This window comes from Arthrobacter sp. SLBN-100 (assembly GCF_006715305.1).
Taxonomy (GTDB): domain Bacteria; phylum Actinomycetota; class Actinomycetes; order Actinomycetales; family Micrococcaceae; genus Arthrobacter.
Window position 1 is genome coordinate 177,507 of sequence record NZ_VFMY01000001.1, and the last position, 21,886, is coordinate 199,392.

The window sequence follows — 21,886 nt, forward strand, 5'->3', positions numbered from 1 at the left end:
TGGACGCTCTAAATTTCCTGCGACGACAGCCCAAGCTTTTCTGACTGGGGAGACCCGCCTACTCGCTGCGGGTGCCGAACACAATCTCGTCCCAGGAAGGAACGCTGGAACGCTTGGGCCGGCCCGGCTGCCGCTCGGGCGCACCCGTTTCGGGAAGCTGGCCGGTAGCGGGAGAGCTGTCGTCGGTCCGTGGAGCCGGACGCCGCGGGTTGTTGCCCAGCAACTCGTTCAGGATTGCGCCACTGGAAAGATTGCCGCTGCCCCCGGCGCTTCCGCCAGAGTCACCGCTGCGCACGTCACTGCTGCCCGCGTCACGGCTGCCGGCGTCACGGCTGCCCGCGTCCCCATGGCCGGTTGCTTGGGTGCCTCCCTGGGCACCGCTGGAGGGCCGCTGGGGCGACGCGACAATAGTGATCTCACGGGTTTCGGTGCTCACGCCGTCGTGCAGCTTCAAGGCATCCTCCATCGCCTCCCGGTGCGGAGGTATGAGGCTGAGCCGCGACAACATGGAAGGCCTGGCGTCCCGTCGCCGGGTGAAGGAGCTGCCTTGGGCGGCCGGAGTTTCGGGAGGGTCCTCCTGTGACTCGTCCGGGTGCTCCTCCGCCTCGGGCAGTACCTCGGAGGGCCTCGGGTGGGCGGCGGGGACACCATGGGTCAGCAGCAGCGCCAGGGCGTCGTCAGAGTCCTCGTCCACGCCCAGTCGCTGGCCCCGGCGGGAGCGCAGCATGTCAAGGAGCCCGTCCGGGTCCTTGCTATCGGGCTGGCCCTCGCCGCCTGGTGACGTCCGGACGGAGTCGGCGTCGGTTTCAAAATCGAAGGGGCGGTCGGAGACTGCAGAGAGCCTTCGTGCGGGGACCGGGCCGTCCAGGGGCTCGAGCTCGCTGAGCTGCTGGGCCCAGCGGTTGGCATTCTGCAGCGACTTTCGGGTTGGGCTGAAGGTCCAGAGTGCCGGTGGTTCTTCACCGATGCCGGCTTTTCCGCCGGTGTTTGCCTCGAAGCTGGCCGATACCGTCCATGCACCATCCTGGCGCCGCCAGGAGTCCCATTCAACGGAGGAGGGATCAATGCCGTGGGCAGAAAGCCTGTGTGCCACCATGTCAGCCAAGGTGGCGGGACTATCGCCGAACGCCGACCGGTAGATGTCGTGGCCCGGCGATGGCGAAGCGACTTCCACTTTCCGGGCCTGCTGGGCCACGTACTCGCGTTCCGCCAGGACGGGTCCCTCATAGCGTTCCACCTTGGCCAGCGGCAGGCCGGACAGCTCGGCCACATCTGCGGCCGTCGCCCCGGCCCGGATCCGGGCCTGGATGTCCCTCGGGGACAGGGGAATGGCGGGCCGCTCAGCAGCAGGCCTGGGCGCAGGCCTGCTCGCGGTCCTCAGCGCTTCGTCGATCGGCAGCTGGAACATCTCGCCGCCGGCCCCGCTCAACAGGAGATGCGTCCCGTCGTCGTGTACGCCTACAAGCCGTAGATCCTGCATACAAATCCTCCACCCTGGCATTACTATCAATCGAAACTCTGCCACCAGGTGAACCTGTTTTGTGTCAAGGGGCAGGGCGCGCCGCGATATTCCGGCAGCCGGCCTGGCCGTCGGCCCTGAGGCCGATGTGGAAATGGGGTTCCCTGCGGGCACAAACGCGATGCCTGCAGCGTTATGAAGGGTGGCATTGGCAGGCTGGTCAAAAGGAAGAAGGATACGGCGAACATGGCCACCGATTACGATGCGCCGCGCAAGTCTGAAGAAGACCTCGGCGAGGACTCCCTCGAGGAGCTGAAGACCCGCCGCACGGACAAGCCGGTCGTGGTGGTGGACGAAGACGAAAGCGATCTGGCCGCCGGCTACGAACTCCCCGGCGCGGACCTTTCGGGTGAAGAGCTGATGGTGCAGGTGGTGCCTGCCCAGGCGGACGAATTCACGTGTTCTTCGTGCTTCCTGGTCCGGCACCGTTCCCAAATTGCCCGCGAGAAGGACGGCCGCCTCTATTGCAAGGAATGTGAGGGGTAAGCAAGGGCAAGCATGCCGACGGCGGAGTGCGGCCTCGGCAGGGCAGCTCATCTGGATGACGCATCCTGCCGGTGCTGCTCACCGGCATGCCAGGGCCGGCAGGGGGCTTACCTGCCTGCCAGGGCTGCGGTCAGCTTGTCGGGGCGCCGGGTGGAGGTCAGCCAGTACGGCGTCTGGTCCGACGGGTCCGTGATCCGGATCTTGACCACCGGGTCTATCCAGCCCCGGATGCAAAGGAACGCCAGGCCATTGAGGCGGGTTCCGCGCTCTGCCGTTGCGTCCTCGCCCCGGAACGCTTCCACTGAGCCTACAAACCGTCGCTCAATGGTGGCGCGGCCAACGGTCAGTGAATTATCAGTCACCACGATGGCCGGCGTGGACAGGACCAGGAGAATGGCGATGATTGCGAAGAGCACCGCAGCGGCCGTATAACCCGCTGTCATGCTGATGGGGGCGAACATCAGGATGCCGGCCCCGGCTATACCGGCAGAGATAATCCAGATCCACACATTGGGCCACAGCTTCTCCCGGTAGATCACCGGCGCCCCGGTGGAAGGAACCTCGGGCACGGGCGGAGGGGAGCTTGATTCGGGCATAAGCCCAGCTTTCCATTTTTGCCCGGCTATTTCACCTTGGTAGAACCCTTCCAGCGGCCACAGGTCGCACGGGATGCACGAGCGGTTCCGGTGCCGCGGCCTTAGGACTGATTTGGGGGCGCGGGTTAGAGTGAGTGACTGTGACTGAACATCCCGCCGCAGTAGATACGTTCCCTGACGAAGCCTCCGGCTTTGCGCCGCCCGCCGCCCTGGGTGCCCCCACGCTGCAGGTCCAGCTGAAGATGCTCGACCCGGAGATAGAGGCGCCGTCCTACGCCCACCCGGGCGACGCGGGCGCGGACCTTCGTGCACGCGAGGATGTTGTCCTGCAGCCGGGGGAGCGGAAGCTGGTCCCCACCGGAGTGGCCATCGCCCTCCCCGACGGCTTCGTTGCCCTGATTCACCCACGCTCGGGCCTGGCCACCAAACACGGCCTCACCATCGTGAACGCCCCCGGAACCGTGGACGCGGGCTACCGAGGCGAAATCGCCGTCACCCTGCTGAACACTGATGCGACGCAAAGCATCGAGCTGCGCCGCGGCGATAGAATTGCGCAGATGGTCATTCAGCGTGTTGAGTACGCGCAGTTCATCCCCGTCAACGAATTGAGCGGATCCGTACGTGGCACAGGAGGATTCGGTTCCACCGGCGGCTTCAACGTGCCCCGGGCTTGAACGCTTCCCTTCCCCGTTCCTCAGTTCCGGCACGCGCCGGCGGGACGGCAATAAAGCACGACGGCGGGACCCCCTACGGGCCGGACCGGCAACTTCACAACTAAGGAGACACCCAAATGGTCTTTGGGCTCGGCAGGAAAGCCAAAAAGGAACAAGCAGCCGAACCGGACGAACTGTTGCCTGCCGCGGAGACCGCGGAGGAGGCGAAGGACAGTTCCGGAAACCGCTCGAACGGCCCTTTCGATGAATCCGAAATCAGCAGCCGTGATGGCTACGTTGACCTGGGTGCACTCCTGATTACTCCCAGCGAGGGGCTCCAGCTCCGGCTGGAGGTGGAAGAAGCCACGCAGCGCGTCGTCGCGGTGACCATGGACCTGAACGGCTCCAGCCTCCAGCTGCAGGCCTTTGCGGCCCCCAAGAGCGAGGGACTCTGGGACGAGATCCGGGAGCAGATCGGCCAGTCCGTGGGCGGCCAGGGCGGCCAGGTGGAGGAGATCGAAGGGCCCTTCGGAACCGAGCTCGTGGCGAAACTTCCTGCAGGCCTGCCGGACGGGAGCCAGGGCTACCGGGTGGCGCGCTTCGTTGGAGTGGACGGCCCCCGCTGGTTCCTGCGCGGCGTCCTGGGCGGTGCCGCAGCGCTCGAACGGCCCGCCGCCGAACCTCTCGAAGCACTGTTCCGGCAGGTGGTGGTGATCCGGGGAGACAACCCCATGCCGCCGCGCGACCTGCTGCAGCTGCGCCTGCCCAAGGACGCCACGCCCACGCCGCCGCCCGGCGCACCCTCACTCCAGGAACCTGAACGTGGTCCTGAAATCACCCAGATTGGCTGATTCCGCATCAAGGGGAGCTCCGTTTGGCGAAAACGGCGATATTCCCCTGAGCCAGTTGCCGGCCAAAGGGCGGGTTGTGTGCCATGGGTGGATCGAATCCGTGACATATGTTCCGACGGACCAGACCGCGGAGTTCAGCGCCATAGTCTCCGACGCCGATGCCCGCCACCGCGGGATCGGCGCCGCTGCCGGGCGCCCTGCCAGGCTCCGCGTGGTGTGGCTCGGACGGCGGCGCGTACCAGGAATCGATGCCGGCACCGAGGTGCGGCTTGAAGGGATGCTCTCCACGGTGCAGGGCCTGCCCACCATGTTCAACCCACGCTACGAAATACTGTCCCGCCAGGAGAACGAATGACCGTGCCCAGTCCCAGCCCCTCCAACGGTCCCGGACAGGACGGGCAGCCGGGCGGCCCTGCCGGGAAGGCGCCCGAGGGGCAGGAAGCGGTTGACGGACAAGCACCGTCGCCGATGGCAGGCTTTGCCGCAGAATACGCCGCCAAGGCAGGGCTGCACCGGACGCATGACGGGCGCGTGGACGTGCTGCGCAGCGCCGGCGGAGTCCAAGGCATTGCCGAAAGCATCCTGCCCGGCCTGATGTTCCTCGTGGCGTACACCGTCAGCCAGGACCTCACGGTTTCCCTCGTAGCCGCCTTGGCGGCCGCCGCGGTGTTCACCGTGGTCCGGCTGGTGCAGCGGCGTCCCCTGACGCAAGCATTGGCCGGTGTGGTGGGCGTGGGCATTTCAGCCTGGCTCGCCAACACCACGGGCAAGGCTGAGAACTTCTACCTGCCGGGCTTTTTCACCAACGCGGCCTACATCGTGGCGATGGTGATCTCGATCCTGGTCAAGTGGCCGGTGGCCGGGCTGCTCTTCGGGTTCATCCGCAACGAGGGCCTGGACTGGCGCAAGGACCCCGCCCGGCTTAAGGCCTACCGGCTTGGCACGTGGGTCATCGTTGCCGTCCTGGTGCTCCGGCTTGTGGTGCAGGTCCCGCTCTATCTCCTGGGGCCGGAAGGGCTGGCCGCCCTCGCCACCACCAGGCTCATCATGAGCGCTCCGCTGTACATTTTGGGCGTCTGGGTCGCCTGGCTGATCACGAGGCCGGCCCCGGCAGGCGTCGACGCGGAGGACGGCGCAGCCGCACGGGACGCAACAGCGGGGGATTAGCCGTCGAACCCGTCGTCCTCCGGGCCCTGCTGGTCCGCGTGGGCGGTTCCATCGTCAGCCCTGGGCCGTGATGCTTCCGGGGAATCAGGGGAGAGCAGGGCGCGCAGCTCGTCCTCCGCGGCAATGGTCGTGACGAAGAACAGTTCGTCGCCGCCGTCAATCACGTCGTCACGGCTTGGCGTAATTGGCGCATGGTCGCGCAGGATGGCCACCAGGGTGGAGTCCTCCGGCCATACAATGTCGCCAACGGTACTGCCGATGACGTGCGAATCGTGGGGGACGGTGAACTCCACCAGTGAGGACACACCGGTCTGGAGGGTGAGCAGCCGGACCAGGTCGCCAATCTCCACAGCTTCCTCCACCAGCGCGGTCATCAGCTGGGGAGTGTTGACAGCGACGTCCACGCCCCATGAATCGTTGAACATCCAGTCGTTCTTTGGATTGTTCACCCGGCCCACGGTGCGGCCAACGCCGAATTCGGTCTTTGCCAGCAGGGATACCACCAGGTTGACCTTGTCGTCGCCGGTGGCTGAGACCACCACGTCGGCGTCCTCCACCTTGGCGCCCTGCAGCGTGCTCAGTTCGCAGGCGTCGCCGACGAGCCAGTGCGCGCCGCGGAGTCCGCTGCGCCCAATAACCTCAGGCTTGAGGTCGATCAGCAGGATTTCGTGTTTGTGTGCCAGGAGTTCCCGGGCGATGGACGAACCCACACTGCCGGCACCGACAATCACAACTTTCACTGGTACTCCTTGGCGGGTGCTTTGGCGAGGATCTGGGAAACCTGGGCGCTGCGGTCGACCTGCAGCATGGCGTGCACAGTGTCGCCGTCCTGGTACGCGGTTCCGGCATCGGGAAGCAATCCTTCGCCGAACCGGGTGAGGTAAGCGACGCGGACGCCGGCAGCTTTTTCGATGCTGCTGATCCGGTGGCCGATCCAGCCGGCGTCGAGATCCAGTTCGGCCAGCACCAGGCGTCCGGAAGGCTCCCGGAAGTCACCCGCCAGGTGCTGTTCCGGAAGGATCCGCCGCAGCACCTGGTCCGCGCTCCAGCGGACCGCCGCCACCGTGGGGATTCCCAGGCGCTGGTAGATTTCGGCCCGGCCGGGATCGTAAATCCTGGCTACAACATGGGGCACGTGGAAGGTCTCCCGGGCCACGCGGGTGGCGAGGATGTTGGAATTGTCACCGCTGGATACCGCGGCGAAGGCGTACGCCTCGGCAACGCCGGCTTGCTTGAGAGTGTCCCGGTCGAAGCCCACCCCAGTGACTTTGCGGCCGGTGAAGCCTTGGCGGAGCCTGCGGAAAGCGCGGTCGTCCTGGTCAATGATGGCCACGGAATGCCCGGCATCTTCAAGGGTGTGCGCCAGTGTGGCCCCCACCCGGCCACATCCCATGATCACGAAATGCGCCACCAGTATCTCCTTAGTTTCTTTCCCGTTCGTCCTGCCGCTAGAACTCTACCGTCAGCGTCCCGGAAGCCGCTGTTGACCGGCCGTCATGACACAGACCGGGAATCAGACTAGCTTTGTGGGGTGCTGACAATATTCAATGCGGTCAAGCGCGTGCTGGTGGGCAGGCCATTCCGGAATGACCGGATGGCCCATACGCTGCTTCCGAAAAAGATCGCACTTCCGGTTTTCGCGTCGGACGCGCTGTCCTCGGTAGCGTACGCGCCGGACGAAATTTTGCTGACACTGGCCCTGGCCGGGGTCAGTGCCGTGGCCTTCTCGCCGTGGGTGGGCCTGGCCGTGATGGTGGTGCTGCTGACCGTGGTGGCCTCCTACCGGCAGAACGTCCACGCGTACCCTTCCGGGGGCGGCGACTACGAGATCGCGGGCGAGAACCTGGGCAAGTACGCCGGCCTCACTGTGGCGTCGGCCCTGCTGGTGGACTATGTCCTGACCGTTGCAGTCTCGATGTCCTCGGCAGCGACGTACCTGACGACGGCCGTCCCGTCACTGCACGGCCAGCAGGCCACGATCGCCACCATCGGCGTTGTTATCCTCGCCCTGGTCAACCTGCGCGGCATCAAGGAAGCCGGCAGCGTGTTCGCGGTACCAACCTATATTTTCATGGCCTCCATTATCGGTATGACAGCTGTCGGCATCTTCCAGGCCGCCACCGGGCAGCTGGGAGAGGCCCCCTCCGCTGCCTTCACCATCGTCCCGACGGCGGGTTTCGAGGAAGGCCTGGTGGGCCTGGCGGGGGCCTTCCTCTTGCTGCGGGCCTTCTCCTCCGGGGCCGCGGCGCTCACCGGGGTGGAGGCCATCAGCAACGGCGTCCCGAATTTCAAAGTCCCCAAAAGCAAAAACGCTGCCACCACGCTGCTGCTCCTGGGCGTGATCGGCGCAGCGATGCTGGCGGGCATCATCTACCTGGCCAACGCCACCAAGGTCCATATTGTGCTGGACCCGGCCACAGAGTTCCTCCTCAACGGCAACCCGTTGCCCGAGGGCTACATCCAGAATCCGGCCATCAGCCAGATCGCCCAGACCATATTCGGAGCCGGCTCGATCCCGTTCTACATCGTGGTGGCCGCCACCGGCGTCATCCTGGTCTTTGCTTCGAATACTGCCTTCAACGGCTTCCCGGTCCTGGGCTCCATCCTCGCCCAGGACGGCTACCTTCCCCGCCAGCTCCGCACCAGGGGCGACAGGCTCGCCTTCAGCAACGGCGTCCTGGCCCTCGCTGCCGGCGCCCTGGTGCTGATCATCGCGTTCAACGCCGATGTCACGAAACTCATCCAGCTCTACATCGTGGGCGTCTTCATCTCCTTCACTGCCAGCCAGCTGGGCATGATCCGGCACTGGGGCAGGGAACTGAAACTGGCCAAGGACAAGGCAGTGCGGCGCCGGATGGCGAAGTCCCGCGCCATCAACACCGTAGGTTTCGGCATGACCGCCCTGGTGCTGGTCATCGTCCTGGTCACCAAATTCGAGCAGGGCGCCTGGATTGCGCTGCTGGCCATGTTCGTCCTCTTCCTGATCATGTGGAGCATCCGGGCGCACTACGACAATGTGGCCCGGGAACTGGCAGTGGACGCGGACTCCTCACCGCGTGCCCTACCCACCCGCGTCCACGCCGTCCTGCTGGTGTCCCACGTACGCAAGCCCGTCCTCCGGGCCCTGGCCTACGCCCGGGCTTCCCGGCCCTCGCGCCTGGATGCCATCACCGTGGACATCGACTCCGAAGAAACGGCACAGACGGTGGCCGACTGGGAAAAGCTGGACATTCCGGTGCCGCTGACGGTGCTGGCGAGCCCCTACCGTGAGACGGTCACACCCATCATGGAGTACGTCAAGCAGATGCGGCGGGATTCACCGCGCGACCTGGTGGTGGTGTACATCCCCGAGTACGTGGTGGGTAAGTGGTGGGAGCAGCTGGTCCACAATCAGACCGCACTGCGCATCAAGACCCGGCTGCACTTCGAACCCGGCGTCATGGTGGCCAGCGTTCCCTGGCAACTCAAATCATCCGAAGAAGCGAAGAACCTGCAGGACGTCCAATGATTGCAAAGACACAAATCCAGCCGGCACCTGCCGGAGAAGCCGGCACGGAAGTAGTGCTCGACGTCGGACCCGTGGCCCACGGCGGGCACTGCGTGGCCAGGCATGAAGGCCGCGTCATTTTTGTCCGCCACGCCATCCCCGGCGAGAAGGTACGGGCCCGGCTGACGGACGCTGACGAGAAGGCCAAGTTCTGGCGCGCCGACACAGTGGACGTCCTCGAAGCCTCGCCGGACCGCGTGGACCATTTCTGGCATGCGGCGGATTCACGCCGTGCCTGGGAGCACGGCCACCCGCCTGTGGGCGGAGCGGAGTTCGGCCACATTGCCCTGGCCCGCCAGCGCAGTCTCAAGGCAGACGTGCTCGCCGAACAGCTCAGGCGGCTCGCCGGGGTCGAGCAGTTGCCCGAAAGCTGGGCAGGTGCGTCCGTGGAAGCGGTGGGCGGAACGTCCGACGGCGGCAGCGGCCTCGGGTGGCGCACGCGAGCCAGCTTTTCGGTCACCCCCGGCGGGAAGCTGGGCATGCACGCCCACCGGTCGACGCAGATCGTCCCGGTGCGGGAGATGCCGCTGGCCACGGATGCGATCAACAACCTGCGCCTGTGGGATATCGACCTGCAGGGCGTGCACCGCGTGGAAGTGGCTGCGCCGGCCAACGGTTCCCGTCCGCTGGTGCTCCTGGCCCCGGCGGAGGGCACCAAACCCAAGCGGCTCAGTGCCATCGCGGCCCAGCTGCCCGCCGACGTATCCGTCGCGGCCTTTGATCCCGTGACGGAGGCCGTTGAGCAGTTGCGCGGACGGCTGTGGGTACAGGAATCGGCGGCCGGCCACGAATACCGGGTCACGGGCGCCGGGTTCTGGCAGATCCACCGCGACGCGCCCGGGACACTTGTGGGGGCTGTCACACAATTCCTGCAAGATGACGGGTTCCTTCACGCCGGCGCCGTGGTTGCGGATCTTTATGCGGGGGCCGGATTGTTCACGGCCGTGCTGGCCGACGCCGTGGGGGAGACCGGGTCCGTCCTCTCCGTGGAAGGCGCCCCGGGAACCAGCCGTGACGCACGAAAGAACCTGCACGCAGCGCCGCACGTCGAGATCGTCCAGGGCCGCGTCGAGCGCGTTCTCCGCCAGAAACCGCGGGATTTCGACGCCCTGCTCCTGGACCCGCCCCGGGCAGGGGCCGGGAAAGCGGTGGTGGGGCAGCTTGTGGCCTCGCACCCGCGCGCCGTCGCCTACGTGTCCTGCGACCCGGCGTCGTTCGCCCGTGACGTGGGGTACTTCCGCCAGGCCGGCTGGGAGCTCTCGGACCTCCGGGCCTTCGACCTCTACCCCCACACCCACCACCTGGAAACGGTGGCGCTGCTGACTCCGGGTCGGTGATGCCACCGCTGTTTTCGACTACGATGGCCGTAGTAGTCCCACGTCGCGCTCCGTATTCACGGCCGGCCGTGTGCAATTTGCGGGCCCGGAGCTAATAAGGGCGTCCTAACTAGCAGGCGGTCAACCGCGCGACAAAGATGAAACTGTTGCGAGAGGAGTCCTGCGATGAGCACTGTGGACAGCTTCGGTTCAAAAGGCAAACTTAATGTAGCCGGAACCGAATACGAAATTTTCCGGTTGAACTCCGTTGAAGGTGCAGAAAACCTTCCGTTCAGCCTCAAGGTATTGCTTGAAAACCTGTTGAGGACCGAGGACGGCGCGAACATCACTGCCGATCACGTTCGCGCCTTGGCCGGCTGGGATCCAAATGCCCAGCCCAATACAGAAATCCAGTTCACGCCTGCACGCGTGATCATGCAGGACTTCACCGGCGTCCCCTGCGTGGTGGACCTGGCGACGATGCGTGAAGCGGTCAAGGAACTGGGCGGCGACCCCAAGCGGGTCAACCCGCTGGCACCTGCCGAGATGGTCATCGACCACTCCGTCCAGATCGATGCGTTCGGTAACTCCGGCGCGCTGGAGCGCAACATGGAGATCGAATACCAGCGCAATGGTGAGCGTTACCAGTTCCTGCGCTGGGGCCAGACCGCGTTCGACGACTTCAAGGTGGTCCCGCCGGGAACCGGCATCGTGCACCAGGTCAACATCGAATATCTGGCCCGCACGGTCATGACCCGCGAGGTTGACGGCGCCCTCCGCGCCTACCCCGACACCTGCGTCGGCACCGACTCGCACACCACCATGGTTAACGGCCTGGGCGTGCTCGGCTGGGGCGTCGGCGGCATCGAAGCCGAGGCCGCCATGCTGGGACAGCCCGTCTCCATGCTGATCCCGCGTGTTGTGGGCTTCAAGCTGACCGGCTCCATCCCTGCCGGTGCCACCGCCACCGACGTGGTGCTGACCATCACCGAACAGCTCCGCAAGCACGGCGTTGTGGGCAAGTTCGTGGAGTTCTATGGCGAAGGCGTGGCCGCTGTGCCGCTCGCCAACCGCGCCACTATCGGCAACATGAGCCCGGAATTCGGTTCCACGGCCGCCATGTTCCCGATCGACGACGTCACGCTGGACTACCTGCGCCTCACCGGCCGCGAAGATCAGAACGTGGCCCTCGTGGAGGCCTACGCCAAGGAACAGGGCCTCTGGCACGATCCCTCCCGCGAGATCAAGTTCTCCGAGTACCTCGAACTGGACCTCTCCACGGTTGTTCCGTCCATCGCCGGCCCCAAGCGCCCTCAGGACCGCATCGAACTGACCGAGGCCAAGGACGAGTTCCGCCACGACCTCAAGAACTACGTCTCCCACGATGCGGACGCCGGAACCCTGGACGAGTCCCTGGAGGAGACCTTCCCGGCTTCCGACTCGCCCTCCTTCACGGCCGGTGCCACGCACATCTCCGACACCGACCGCGAACCGCCGAAGTACTCGGCGGCGCACGGGGGAGCCGGACGCATCTCCAGCCCCGTCCCCGTGAAGATGGCTGACGGCCGCGAGTTCGAACTGGACCACGGAGCAGTGACCATTGCCTCCATTACGTCCTGCACCAACACGTCCAACCCGTCCGTCATGCTGGCCGCCGCCGTGCTGGCGCGCAACGCCGTCGAAAAGGGCCTCACCGCCAAGCCGTGGGTCAAGACTTCCGTTGCCCCCGGCTCGAAGGTTGTCACCGACTACTACGAAAAGTCCGGCCTGACCCCCTACCTGGAGAAGCTCGGCTTCTACATCGTGGGCTACGGCTGCGCCACCTGCATCGGCAACTCCGGTCCGCTGGAAGCCGAAGTCTCCGAGGCCATCCAGGCCAACGACCTCGCCGTCGCGGCCGTCCTCTCGGGCAACCGCAACTTCGAAGGCCGCATCAACCCGGACGTGAAGATGAACTACCTGGCCTCCCCGCCGCTGGTCATCGCCTACGCCCTGGCCGGTTCCATGGACTTCGACTTCGAGACCGACGCCCTGGGCAAGGACGAGGCCGGCAACGACGTCTTCCTGAAGGACATCTGGCCCAACCCGGTTGAGGTCCAGCAGGTCATCGATTCCTCCATCGACAAGGAGATGTTCGCCAAGGGCTACGAGGGCGTTTTCGACGGCGATGACCGCTGGAAGGCGCTCGACACGCCCGCCGGTGACACCTTCGCCTGGGACCCGAACTCCACCTACGTCCGGAAGCCCCCGTACTTCGAGGGCATGCAGGCACAGCCGGATCCGGTCAAGGACATCAGCGGCGCCCGCGTGCTCCTGAAGCTGGGCGATTCGGTCACCACCGACCACATCTCCCCGGCCGGTTCCTTCAAGTCGGACACCCCGGCCGGGCAGTACCTGCTGGCCAACGGCGTGGAGCGCAAGGACTTCAACTCCTACGGTTCCCGCCGCGGCAACCACGAGGTGATGATCCGCGGAACGTTCGCGAACATCCGCATCAAGAACCAGATCCTGGACGGCGTCGAAGGTGGCTACACCCGCGACTTCACGCAGGAAGGCGGACCGCAGGCGTTCGTTTACGACGCCGCGCAGAACTACCAGGCAGCCGGCACTCCGCTGGTGGTCCTGGCCGGCAAGGAATACGGTTCCGGCTCATCCCGTGACTGGGCTGCCAAGGGTACCGCCCTGCTGGGCGTCAAGGCTGTCATCGCCGAGAGCTACGAGCGTATCCACCGCTCCAACCTCATCGGCATGGGAGTCCTGCCGCTGCAGTTCCCCGCCGGTGAATCGGCTGCGACCCTGGGCCTCTCGGGCACGGAGACGTTCTCCGTTGAGGGCGTCACTGCCCTGAACGAGGGCACCACGCCAAAGACCCTCAAGGTCACCGCCACCGCCGAGGACGGCAGTTCCACGTCATTCGACGCAGTGCTGCGCATCGATACCCCGGGTGAAGCGGACTACTACCGCAACGGCGGCATCCTGCAGTACGTGCTGCGCCAGATCTCCGCAAACTAGCGGTTTCTGCCCAGCAGTAAGCGCCTCCCGAAGCCCCGGCCGGTCACCGACCAGCCGGGGCTTCGGCTTTGCATTTGATCTTTGCCTTTGAAGCGAGGCGTTAGAGTTAAACGGCACGTCTACCACCCGAAGGAGGGGTCATTGGGAATCTTGGACACCATCCGGAATCCGCAGGACCTGAACGAGTTGTCTGAAGAACAGCTGAACCAGCTGGCTTCGGAGATCAGGGATTTCCTGATCACTAACGTCTCCCAGACGGGGGGCCACCTCGGACCAAACCTCGGCGTGGTGGAGCTCACGCTCGCCGTGCACCGCATTTTCGACTCGCCCCGGGACAGCATCGTCTTTGACACCGGACACCAGTCCTACGTCCACAAACTCCTGACGGGGCGCAAGGACTTCAGCACCCTTCGCCAGCAAGGCGGCCTCTCGGGCTACCCGTCCCGTGCCGAGTCCGAGCATGACATCGTGGAAAGCTCCCATGCCTCTTCGTCGCTGTCCTGGGCTGACGGGATCTCCCGGGCCCGCCAGCTGACCGGTGATGGCCATCGGCATGTTGTGGCAGTGGTGGGCGACGGCGCACTGACCGGCGGAATGGCCTGGGAAGCCATCAACAACATCGCGGCAGACAAGCGGCGCCGCGTGGTCATCGTGGTTAATGACAACGGCAGGTCCTACGCCCCCACCGTGGGCGGCTTTGCCGACTACCTCGCCTCCCTGCGCCCCACCATCGACTCCTTCCGCGCCACCCCGGCCTACGAACGCGCCCTGGACTGGTGGAAGAAGAAGCTCCAAAACGGCGGACCCGTGGGCCAGTTCACCTACAAGAGCCTGCATGCCATGAAGAAGGGCATCAAGGACTGGTGGGCTCCACAGGGCATGTTCGAGGACCTCGGCATGAAATACATCGGTCCGGTGGACGGCCACAACCTCCAGGCCATGGAGCACGCGCTGTCCACGGCCAAGCACTACGCCGGTCCCGTCATTGTCCACGCCATGACTGAAAAGGGACACGGCTACGCCCCGGCCCGTGCCCACGAGGCTGACCAGTTCCACGCCGTAGGCATCATCGACCCCGAAACCGGGGAACCCACCGGCAGCGCCGGTGCGCAGTCCTGGACTTCGGTTTTCGCCGACGAGATCGCCGCCATCGCCGATGAGCGAAAGGACGTCGTCGGCATCACCGGCGCCATGCTCATCCCCGTGGGCCTGCACAAGTTCGCCGCCCGGCACCCGGACCGCGTGATCGACGTCGGCATCGCCGAGCAGCACGCCCTGACCTCTGCGGCGGGCATGGCCTTCGGCGGCCTCCACCCCGTGGTAGCCGTTTACGCCACGTTCCTGAACCGCGCCTTCGACCAGCTGCTGATGGATGTTGCCCTGCACAAGGCCGGAGTGACCATCGTCCTGGACCGCGCCGGCGTTACCGGCCCGGACGGTGCCAGCCACCACGGGATGTGGGACATGTCCATGGTCCAGATCGTCCCCGGCCTGCACCTGGCCGCGCCCCGCGACGCCAGCAGGCTGCGCGAGGAACTCCGCGAAGCCGTGGCCATCAGCGATGCTCCCACCGTGGTCCGCTACTCCAAGGGTTCGGTCGGAGCGGAAGTGGAGGCGCTGGAACGCCTCAGCGACGGCGTGGACATCCTCTCCCGCCGGCCCTCTGGATCCACCGAGAACGATGTGCTGATCATCTCCGTGGGCGCCATGTCTGAGCTTGCACTGGATGTTTCCAACCGGCTCGGCGCGCAGGGCATCAGCACTACCGTGGTGGATCCGCGCTGGGTGCTTCCGGTCCCACGGTCCATCATCGCGCTGGCATCCCACCACCGCCTGGTGGTCTGCATCGAGGACGGCGTCCGTGCCGGCGGCGTGGGCTCCCGGATCCGCCAGGAGATGCGTACCGCCGGTGTGGACACCGCCCTGAACGAGGTGGGCCTGCCGGTCGAATTCCTGGACCACGGCACCCGCAACCAGGTCCTGGAACGCGTGGGCCTGACGGCCCAGCAGATTACGCACGACGTCGTAGCCCAGGTTCTGGGGACAAAGGTCCCCTTTGCGCGTCCACTGCCCGGCCAGCAGCATCCCACCACCGGCAGCCTTCCGATCCTGTGAGGGAAGAGGATGCGCTGAAGTACCCGGGCGCCGTGGGGGAGGCGGGGCCGGCCATGCACACCACCACCACCCGGGTCCCCACTGGCCTGCAGCCTGGCCAGCTGGTGGTCGCCCGGAACAGGAAATGGAACGGCAAGGCCCACTGGGTGGTTCCGGGCAGATATCTTGGCGAAGACCGGCACGGGTGGTGGATCTTCCAGGACACCAACGAGTTCTGTTCCCGCCCGGGTGCAGCCTTCTACACGCGGTCCGACGCCGTGCTGCTGGTGCCGCGGCAGGGTGACTGGGTTGCCACGTTCTATGACTCTGCCCACCCCAACGGAGTCAGGGTGTATGTCGACCTGGCGGTAGGCCATGAGTGGACTGACATCCGGCCGGCCGTCACCGAATTCCATGTCATCGATATGGACCTGGACGTAGTCCGCACCGCAGACCGCGGCGTCTTCATCGACGACCAGGACGAATTTGCGGACCACAGCGTCTCCATGAACTACCCGGAGCGGCTGATCGAGGATATCCAGGCCGCCGCGGATGAGCTCTACCGGGCCGTCAAGGCGCAGAATCCACCATTTGATGGTACCGACGTCGAATGGTTCACAGAAGGACGCAAATGAGCGGAATTGTCAGGGTCTACAGACGCGACGAAGAGGGCACCCTCCATTTCCGGGAGGCCTGGTTCGACGAGGACTACAACCAGTTCGTGATGAACTACGGGGCGGTGGGCCACCAGAGCAAGACCGAGGAAACCGACGTTCCGGATGCCGCGGCGGCCGAGGGACTCCTGGACGCTTTTGCGGTCCAGTGCGCAGAGGACGGCTACGCCGAGATCCCGGAGGAGGAGCAGTTTTGGGTGGTGGCGCAGTTTGCGCTCAAGACCAGGGAGGGCACCGAGAGGGACCGCTACCTGGAGGAAAAGGCCAAGGATGCCCTCATCAGCCATCTCGCCTGGCGGGGACTCGGCACGGTGGAACGCGCTGAATATACCGATTTCAAGCTCAACATCTTCTGTCTCTGCCCCGAGGTCAACAAGGCCGTGAACGCCATCAAGGTGTGTGCCCGGAACGAGGACCTGGACTTCACCAAGCTCAGCATCGGTGCAGCCCCGCACAGCGATCCGCAGAACTTCAAGCTCAAGCATTCAGCGAAGCCCGCGAACACTTTCAGCCTCTAGGAGTTTCCATGACCAGCTACCGCCGCGTTGGAAAGTCAGGCCTGACCGTGTCCACCGTCGGCCTGGGCTGCAACAACCTTGGCCGCGCCAACACCCTGACTGAGTCGCAGGAGGCCACCGACGCCGTGGTTAACGCTGCGGTGGAGGCCGGAATCACCCTGTTCGACGTCGCCGATACTTACGGAAGGGAACCCGGGCTCAGCGAAACGATGCTCGGCAAGGCCCTCGGCAGCAGGCGGGCCGGCGTCGTCGTTGCCACCAAGTTCGGCATGGACATGAAAGGCGCCAGCGGCCTGGACTTCGGCGCCCGGGGCTCCCGCCGCTACATCATCCAGGCCGTCGAAGCCTCGCTCCGCCGGCTGGGCACCGACTGGATCGACCTCTACCAGTTCCACACGCCGGACCCGCTCACCCCGATAGAGGAAACCCTGTCCGCCCTGGACACCCTCGTCACCAGCGGCAAGGTACGCTACATCGGCCACTCCAACCGGGCCGGATGGCAGATTGCCCAGGCGGAGTACGTTGCCCGGGAACTTGGCGGTGCACGCTTCATCTCAACCCAGAACCACTACAACCTCCTGGACCGGCGGGCCGAGCTTGAAGTGACTCCGGCAGCGGAGGAGTTCGGCCTGGGCGTCCTTCCCTACTTCCCCTTGGCCAACGGACTGCTCACCGGCAAGTACGCGCCGGGCCACGCCCCGGACGGATCGCGGCTCAGCCACACACGGCAACACATGGTCCACGACGCCGACTGGGACCAGCTGGACAGGTTCAGCAGCTTCGCCAGGGAACGCGGGCTGAGCGAAATCCAGGTCGCATTCTCCTGGCTGGCAGCCCAGCCGTCGGTTTCCAGCGTCATCGCCGGCGCCACCCGGCCGGAACAGGTGCGGCAGAACGCCGAAGCAGCGGACTGGATTCCCTCGGAAAAGGACCTCGCGGAGCTGGACACCATTTTCCCTCCAGTGCCCAAGGTGGCGCTGTTCTAGGGCCGGCATGACTGCCTTCCTGCTGGACGTGGACACGGGCATCGACGACGCCCTGGCCCTCGCCTACCTTGCTGCCCTGCCGGACACGGAGTTCGTATCCGTCACCGCCACACCCGGAAACGTGGACGCGGACCAGGTGGCGCGTAACACCCTGGCGCTGCTGGAACTGTGCGGCCGCCCGGGGGTGGAAGTGGCCATTGGCGCCCGCGAACCGCTGGCCATACCGCTGCTGACCACGCCCGAAACCCACGGCCCGCAAGGCATCGGATACGCGGTCCTGCCCGAACCCGCCGGCGCTGTTTCGGCGCGGAACGCCGTGGACCTGTGGGTTGAGCATGCCCGTGCCCGGCCGGGGGAGCTCACCGCCCTGATCACCGCACCCTTGACCAACTTTGCGCTGGCACTCCGGCAGGAACCGCAGCTGCCCGGGCTGCTCGCGAAGGTGGTCATCATGGGTGGCAGCTTCTACCATCAGGGCAATACAACACCCACCGCAGAGTGGAACACGCACGTGGACCCGCACGCGGCCAGGGAGGTCTACGCCGCCTTCCAGGGCTGGCCGCGGGAACAGCTGCCCGTCATCTGCTCCCTGGACACCACCGAGCGGATGGAACTGCACCCCCACCATGTCCGGCAGCTGGCGGAGGCTGCAGGCGCCGCAGTTCCCGAACTGGTGCTGCCCGGCCAGCCGGAGGGCCTGCACAGTACCTCCGACAACACGCTCGTACGGCACTTGTCCGACGCCCTGCGGTTCTACTTCGAATTCCACCGCCACTACGACCAGGGCTACCTGGCCCACGTCCACGACTACTTCGCCGCCGGCGTCGCCGCAGGCACGCTGGACTTCGAGGCCCGGCCCGCCACCGTGGATGTGGAAACCGGCTCAAAGATTCTGATGGGCACCACCGTTGCCGACTTCCGCGGCCTGTGGGGAGCGCCGCCGAATGCACGCGTGGTGTCCGCAAACCATCCGGAAGCTGCCTTCCGGGAGCTGGTGTCCGCCGTCGGCGGCCTCGCGCGCCGCCTGCCCTAGTGTGATCCCCGGTGGTTGAGCTTGTCGTCCCGGTGGTTGAGCCTGTCGAAACCGGCCCGGGGTTTCGACAGGCTTAACCACCGAAACCCTTCGCGCCACAGCGGGAGCACCGCGGTAGAATTGTCCGCGGACCGGGCAGGCGCAGATTGCCTGCCGGCTGCTGCCGAGGTGACATAGGCAGCGCTCCATCCGGCCCGGGCTTCCCGGGCCGTCCGTGCGCACCCTGAAGGAACTCCATGTCATCGCACTCCCTGACGTTGCCGTCCACGTCACCTGCCGCCGCCCGCAAACGCCGGCTGCTGGAAATCCTCGGCGCCCTGGCCATCGCGGGCACCTACCTCTACCTGGTCCTCAACCAGCCCACTGACATTACCGGCGGACCGGGAAGTGCCTCGGCCCTGATCGCCCTGTCCGGCTTCCTGGCCGGCGCCATCCTGCTCATTGCGGCCGTCCTGCCTACCCTGCCGACGTCCACCCTGGTGCTGATTCCGGTGGCCCTGGTGCTCAACATCGTCCTCGGCCAGTTCGTGGGCAGCACCCTGGTGCCGTTCTACCTCGACGCGATCGGTACCGTGCTGGTCGCGGTCCTCGCAGGGCCGGCCGCCGGTGCGGCAACCGGCGCCTTGAGCAGCATCGTCTGGTCCTTCTTCAACCCCACCGTGCTGCCGTTCGCCGCCGGCGCCGCCCTGATCGGGTGCCTCGCAGGCCTTGCCGCCCGCTACGGCCTCTTCCGCCGCTTCTACCTGGCACCCGTGGCCGGATTCGTCACCGGCATCATCGGCGGAGTGGTCTCCGCCCCGGTGGCCGCCTTCGTCTTCGGCGGCACGTCCGGCGTAGCCACTGGCGCCATCGTCAGCGCCTTCCGCTCCATGGGGGACAGCCTCCTGGCAGCCATCACCAAGCAGGCCCTCATCTCCGACCCCATGGACAAGGCGATCGTGTTTACCGCCGTGGCCGTGCTCATCTACGCACTGCCCCGGCGCGCGAGCCTGCAGTTCCCGTTTGTCCGGCGGCACCGTGTGCTGGCCGGCAAGGCTGCGGAACAGGGCGCCTGACCGCCTCCCGATGCGACTGCATCCGCTGACCTCCCTGGCGGCCGCCGGCAGTACCGCAATCATCACGACGGCGGCGGCGTACCTGCCGTTGTCGCTCACCGTGATCGCGGCGGTACTTGGCCTTGCCGCCTGGGGCGGTACGTTGCGTCGGCTGGTGCCCGCGGCAGCTGCCATCCTTGGGCCGCTGTGTGCGTCGCTGCTGGTGCTGCACGGCCTGTTTTTCCCGGAGGGCCATACCGTGCTGGCAGAGTGGGGCCCGGCACGCGCAACCTCCGAAGGGCTCTCCTTCGCCCTGCAGCGGGCGGCCCAGCTTTCCGCGGCGGTCCTGGCCCTCCTGGTGTTCTCCTTCAGCGTGAATGTTCCGGACCTGGTGGCCGCGTTGTCCACCAAGGGAGTTCACGGGCGGCTTGCCTTCGTCCTGGCGTCCACCCTTACCTTGCTGCCTGCCATCACATCCCGGCTGGAGCGCATCCGCCAGGCCCAGGAAGCACGCGGGCTGGTGATCCGGAGCGGGCTCCTGGCCCGGGCCGCGGCCTTCCGCCTGCAGGTGGTCCCGCTCGTGACCACCCTCGTTGAGGACGTGGGAACCCGGGCTGCCGCACTTGAAGCCCGCGGCTTCGGCAGCACCGGCCCGCGGACCAGCTACCGTGAAGTGCCGGACCGGCCGGGGGAGCGATGGCTCCGGATGGTCCTGCTGCTGGCCGCCGCCGCTGCGGTTGCCGCCCGGCTGTTGCAGGCGGGAGCCTAGGTGGAATCCCCTACGGCCCTTGCTGCCGGCATCAGGAGCTTCGCTTTCCATGACGAGGCCGCGCCGGTCCTGCATGACGTGCACGTCTCCTTCGAACCCGGAACTTTTACGGCAGTCCTGGGGCCGTCGGGCAGTGGCAAGTCCACCCTGGGCAGGCTTCTGGCAGGTTGGCTTCCACCGGGACCGGGCGGACGGCTGGAAGGACAGCTGACGCTTGGCGGAACCAGGCTGCAGTTCGATGGCGCTGCAGATGATCCGCGGATCAACCCCGCACAGTGGGGCCGGCAGGTGGGGTTCGTTCCGCAGGACGCGTCTGCCATCCTGTCCACCGTGAGGGCCACAGTCGCCGAAGAACTGGCGTTCGGCCTCGAAAACGCAGGCACGGACCGGCCTGCCATGCAGGCCGCCGTGGAAAGGACTGCGGCGCTGCTTGGCCTCAGCGCGCTGCTGGACCGCCATCCGGACACGCTCTCCGGCGGGCAGCAGCGGCGCCTGGCCATCGGATGCGCCGTCATCGCTGAACCCGAAGTGCTGATCATGGACGAGCCCCTCGCCTCCCTGGACGCAGCCGGGGCGGACGAACTTGCCATCCTGCTGGCTTCGCTCGTAACGCGGGGGACCGCCGTGGTGATCCTTAGCCAGGCCGTTGAGGAAGCACTCTGCCAGGCAGAACGGTGGATTGTCCTTGATGCCGGCACCGCGACGGCCAGCGGCACCCCGGCCGAGTTCACCTCAGCGCCCGGACGGCTGCCGGCCGGCATCCGCTGGCCCGGCACCATGCCGGCTCCCCGGCAAGAACTCCTGCAAAGGCCCCGGGCGAAGGACGGGCCTGCCCTGGCGCGGGATCTCGCAGCCCCTGATGACCATCGGGATGATCACTCTGCTGCCGCCACACCCGTCCTGGAGCTTCGGGGCGTGAACTTCGGGTATGCGGACAAGGGAAGGAGCGGCAGGAAGGCCCGGGCAGCCGCTGGCGGGACCTGCGACGAGCGGCCGCAACCAGTGCTCCGGGACATCGACCTTGAGCTCCCGGCAGGGCAGATTGTTGCTGTCACCGGGCCCAACGGGGCGGGGAAATCCACCTTCCTGCGGCACCTCAACGGCCTGCTGCGGCCCACCTCGGGCTCGGTCCTGGTGCACGGCGAGGACATTGACGCCAAGCCCGTGGGTGAGGTGGCGGCATCCGTGGGCCTGCTGTTCCAGAACCCGCGCCACCAGCTGTTCGAACGGACTGCCGCCCGGGAGGTGCGGTTCGGCCTGGAGCGGCGGGTTGGCGCCAGCGAGGCGGCGGCCAGGACCGAGGCCGCATTGGCAGCCGTCGGGTTGTCCGCAGCCGGAAATGAGCACCCCGCTGAGCTGCCGGCGTCCCGGCAACGGCTGCTGGCCCTGGCCACCGTCCTGGCCCGCAAGCCGGCGGTGCTGGCCCTGGACGAGCCCACCGTTGCCCTGGACGGGGACGGGCTTCGGCTGCTGGACGCGGCGGTGAGGAGCGCGGCGGCGGCGGGCGCCGCCGTCGTCCTGGTCACCCATGACGTGCCCTACGCGCGTTCGGTGGCGGACCGGCTGTTAACGCTCGACGGCGGGCGGCTGGCAGCGCTCTGACCCCGGCTTGACTGCCGGAGCTACTGCGC

Annotated in this window: 20 protein-coding genes; 16 read left to right on the forward strand and 4 right to left on the reverse strand. The window is 66.4% G+C overall.

Annotated elements, in window-relative coordinates; genetic code table 11:
- Window positions 1-58: 58 nt before the first annotated feature.
- Window positions 59-1,480, reverse strand: a complete 1,422-nt coding sequence (gene sepH / locus FBY31_RS00765; RefSeq protein WP_142035706.1) for a septation protein SepH — start codon at window positions 1,478-1,480, stop codon at window positions 59-61.
- Window positions 1,481-1,705: 225 nt separating this feature from the next.
- On the opposite strand from sepH, the gene FBY31_RS00770 reads away from it, so the two are divergent.
- Window positions 1,706-2,005 (forward strand): DUF4193 domain-containing protein, encoded by a 300-nt coding sequence (locus FBY31_RS00770; protein WP_142035709.1) that lies wholly within the window; start codon window positions 1,706-1,708, stop codon window positions 2,003-2,005.
- 107 nt (window positions 2,006-2,112) lie between these two features.
- On the opposite strand, the gene FBY31_RS00775 is transcribed toward FBY31_RS00770, so the two are convergent.
- Complete coding sequence (locus FBY31_RS00775; protein ID WP_142035711.1) at window positions 2,113-2,601, reverse strand: DUF3093 domain-containing protein; 489 nt, start codon at window positions 2,599-2,601, stop codon at window positions 2,113-2,115.
- 140 nt (window positions 2,602-2,741) lie between these two features.
- Here FBY31_RS00775 and dut point away from each other — a divergent pair, with 140 nt between their 5' ends.
- From dut to FBY31_RS00795, 4 genes are all read left to right on the forward strand, one after another.
- The gene (gene dut, locus FBY31_RS00780; RefSeq protein WP_142035714.1) at window positions 2,742-3,275 is read left to right on the forward strand and encodes a dUTP diphosphatase; all 534 of its coding nucleotides are present in this window, start codon (window positions 2,742-2,744) and stop codon (window positions 3,273-3,275) included.
- Between the two features lie 116 nt (window positions 3,276-3,391).
- The gene (locus tag FBY31_RS00785) at window positions 3,392-4,105 is read left to right on the forward strand and encodes a DUF3710 domain-containing protein (protein WP_142035717.1); all 714 of its coding nucleotides are present in this window, start codon (window positions 3,392-3,394) and stop codon (window positions 4,103-4,105) included.
- Between the two features lie 100 nt (window positions 4,106-4,205).
- Window positions 4,206-4,460 (forward strand): hypothetical protein, encoded by a 255-nt coding sequence (locus FBY31_RS00790; RefSeq protein WP_327436902.1) that lies wholly within the window; start codon window positions 4,206-4,208, stop codon window positions 4,458-4,460.
- Window positions 4,457-5,272, forward strand: coding sequence for a DUF3159 domain-containing protein (locus FBY31_RS00795; protein ID WP_142035720.1), 816 nt, complete (start codon window positions 4,457-4,459; stop codon window positions 5,270-5,272). The genes FBY31_RS00790 and FBY31_RS00795 overlap by 4 nt, the downstream gene beginning before the upstream one ends.
- On the opposite strand, the gene FBY31_RS00800 is transcribed toward FBY31_RS00795, so the two are convergent.
- Both FBY31_RS00800 and FBY31_RS00805 read right to left on the reverse strand, forming a co-directional pair.
- Window positions 5,269-6,012 carry a potassium channel family protein gene (locus tag FBY31_RS00800; RefSeq protein ID WP_142035722.1) on the reverse strand — a complete coding sequence of 248 codons (744 nt, stop codon included), beginning with the start codon at window positions 6,010-6,012 and terminating at the stop codon, window positions 5,269-5,271. The genes FBY31_RS00795 and FBY31_RS00800 overlap by 4 nt on opposite strands.
- The gene (locus FBY31_RS00805) at window positions 6,009-6,683 is read right to left on the reverse strand and encodes a potassium channel family protein (RefSeq protein ID WP_142035725.1); all 675 of its coding nucleotides are present in this window, start codon (window positions 6,681-6,683) and stop codon (window positions 6,009-6,011) included. Before FBY31_RS00805 ends, FBY31_RS00800 begins: the two co-directional genes overlap by 4 nt.
- A 120-nt stretch (window positions 6,684-6,803) precedes the next feature.
- On the opposite strand from FBY31_RS00805, the gene FBY31_RS00810 reads away from it, so the two are divergent.
- From FBY31_RS00810 to FBY31_RS00860, 11 genes are all read left to right on the forward strand, one after another.
- Window positions 6,804-8,780 (forward strand): APC family permease, encoded by a 1,977-nt coding sequence (locus FBY31_RS00810; RefSeq protein ID WP_235012858.1) that lies wholly within the window; start codon window positions 6,804-6,806, stop codon window positions 8,778-8,780.
- Window positions 8,777-10,156, forward strand: coding sequence for a class I SAM-dependent RNA methyltransferase (locus tag FBY31_RS00815; RefSeq protein ID WP_142035728.1), 1,380 nt, complete (start codon window positions 8,777-8,779; stop codon window positions 10,154-10,156). The genes FBY31_RS00810 and FBY31_RS00815 overlap by 4 nt, the downstream gene beginning before the upstream one ends.
- Window positions 10,157-10,321: 165 nt before the next feature.
- On the forward strand, window positions 10,322-13,147 hold the full coding sequence (locus tag FBY31_RS00820; RefSeq protein ID WP_142035730.1) for an aconitate hydratase: 2,826 nt from the start codon (window positions 10,322-10,324) through the stop codon (window positions 13,145-13,147).
- Window positions 13,148-13,288: 141 nt separating this feature from the next.
- On the forward strand, window positions 13,289-15,262 hold the full coding sequence (gene dxs, locus FBY31_RS00825) for a 1-deoxy-D-xylulose-5-phosphate synthase (RefSeq protein WP_142035733.1): 1,974 nt from the start codon (window positions 13,289-13,291) through the stop codon (window positions 15,260-15,262).
- Window positions 15,259-15,876, forward strand: coding sequence for a DUF402 domain-containing protein (locus FBY31_RS00830; protein ID WP_142035736.1), 618 nt, complete (start codon window positions 15,259-15,261; stop codon window positions 15,874-15,876). Before dxs ends, FBY31_RS00830 begins: the two co-directional genes overlap by 4 nt.
- The gene (locus FBY31_RS00835) at window positions 15,873-16,433 is read left to right on the forward strand and encodes a hypothetical protein (protein WP_142035739.1); all 561 of its coding nucleotides are present in this window, start codon (window positions 15,873-15,875) and stop codon (window positions 16,431-16,433) included. The genes FBY31_RS00830 and FBY31_RS00835 overlap by 4 nt, the downstream gene beginning before the upstream one ends.
- A gap of 8 nt (window positions 16,434-16,441) precedes the next feature.
- Window positions 16,442-17,419, forward strand: coding sequence for an aldo/keto reductase (locus FBY31_RS00840; protein ID WP_142035742.1), 978 nt, complete (start codon window positions 16,442-16,444; stop codon window positions 17,417-17,419).
- 7 nt (window positions 17,420-17,426) lie between these two features.
- Window positions 17,427-18,452, forward strand: coding sequence for a nucleoside hydrolase (locus tag FBY31_RS00845; protein ID WP_142035744.1), 1,026 nt, complete (start codon window positions 17,427-17,429; stop codon window positions 18,450-18,452).
- Between the two features lie 236 nt (window positions 18,453-18,688).
- Window positions 18,689-19,507, forward strand: a complete 819-nt coding sequence (locus FBY31_RS00850; RefSeq protein ID WP_142035747.1) for an ECF transporter S component — start codon at window positions 18,689-18,691, stop codon at window positions 19,505-19,507.
- A gap of 10 nt (window positions 19,508-19,517) precedes the next feature.
- Window positions 19,518-20,255, forward strand: a complete 738-nt coding sequence (locus tag FBY31_RS00855; protein WP_142035750.1) for an energy-coupling factor transporter transmembrane component T — start codon at window positions 19,518-19,520, stop codon at window positions 20,253-20,255.
- Window positions 20,256-21,857: an ABC transporter ATP-binding protein gene (locus FBY31_RS00860; protein WP_142035753.1), complete on the forward strand. Its 1,602-nt coding sequence runs from the start codon at window positions 20,256-20,258 to the stop codon at window positions 21,855-21,857.
- The last annotated feature ends 29 nt before the right edge of the window (window positions 21,858-21,886 follow it).

Excerpts from the sequence above, each read along its gene's own strand:
- sepH (WP_142035706.1), bottom strand. The coding sequence starts at position 1,480 with ATGCAGGATCTACGGCTTGTAGGCGTACACGACGACGGGACGCATCTC.
- FBY31_RS00770 (WP_142035709.1), top strand. The coding sequence starts at position 1,706 with ATGGCCACCGATTACGATGCGCCGCGCAAGTCTGAAGAAGACCTCGGC.
- FBY31_RS00775 (WP_142035711.1), bottom strand. The coding sequence starts at position 2,601 with ATGCCCGAATCAAGCTCCCCTCCGCCCGTGCCCGAGGTTCCTTCCACC.
- FBY31_RS00785 (WP_142035717.1), top strand. The coding sequence starts at position 3,392 with ATGGTCTTTGGGCTCGGCAGGAAAGCCAAAAAGGAACAAGCAGCCGAA.
- FBY31_RS00795 (WP_142035720.1), top strand. The coding sequence starts at position 4,457 with ATGACCGTGCCCAGTCCCAGCCCCTCCAACGGTCCCGGACAGGACGGG.
- FBY31_RS00815 (WP_142035728.1), top strand. The coding sequence starts at position 8,777 with ATGATTGCAAAGACACAAATCCAGCCGGCACCTGCCGGAGAAGCCGGC.
- FBY31_RS00820 (WP_142035730.1), top strand. The coding sequence starts at position 10,322 with ATGAGCACTGTGGACAGCTTCGGTTCAAAAGGCAAACTTAATGTAGCC.
- FBY31_RS00835 (WP_142035739.1), top strand. The coding sequence starts at position 15,873 with ATGAGCGGAATTGTCAGGGTCTACAGACGCGACGAAGAGGGCACCCTC.
- FBY31_RS00840 (WP_142035742.1), top strand. The coding sequence starts at position 16,442 with ATGACCAGCTACCGCCGCGTTGGAAAGTCAGGCCTGACCGTGTCCACC.
- FBY31_RS00845 (WP_142035744.1), top strand. The coding sequence starts at position 17,427 with ATGACTGCCTTCCTGCTGGACGTGGACACGGGCATCGACGACGCCCTG.
- FBY31_RS00850 (WP_142035747.1), top strand. The coding sequence starts at position 18,689 with ATGTCATCGCACTCCCTGACGTTGCCGTCCACGTCACCTGCCGCCGCC.
- FBY31_RS00855 (WP_142035750.1), top strand. The coding sequence starts at position 19,518 with ATGCGACTGCATCCGCTGACCTCCCTGGCGGCCGCCGGCAGTACCGCA.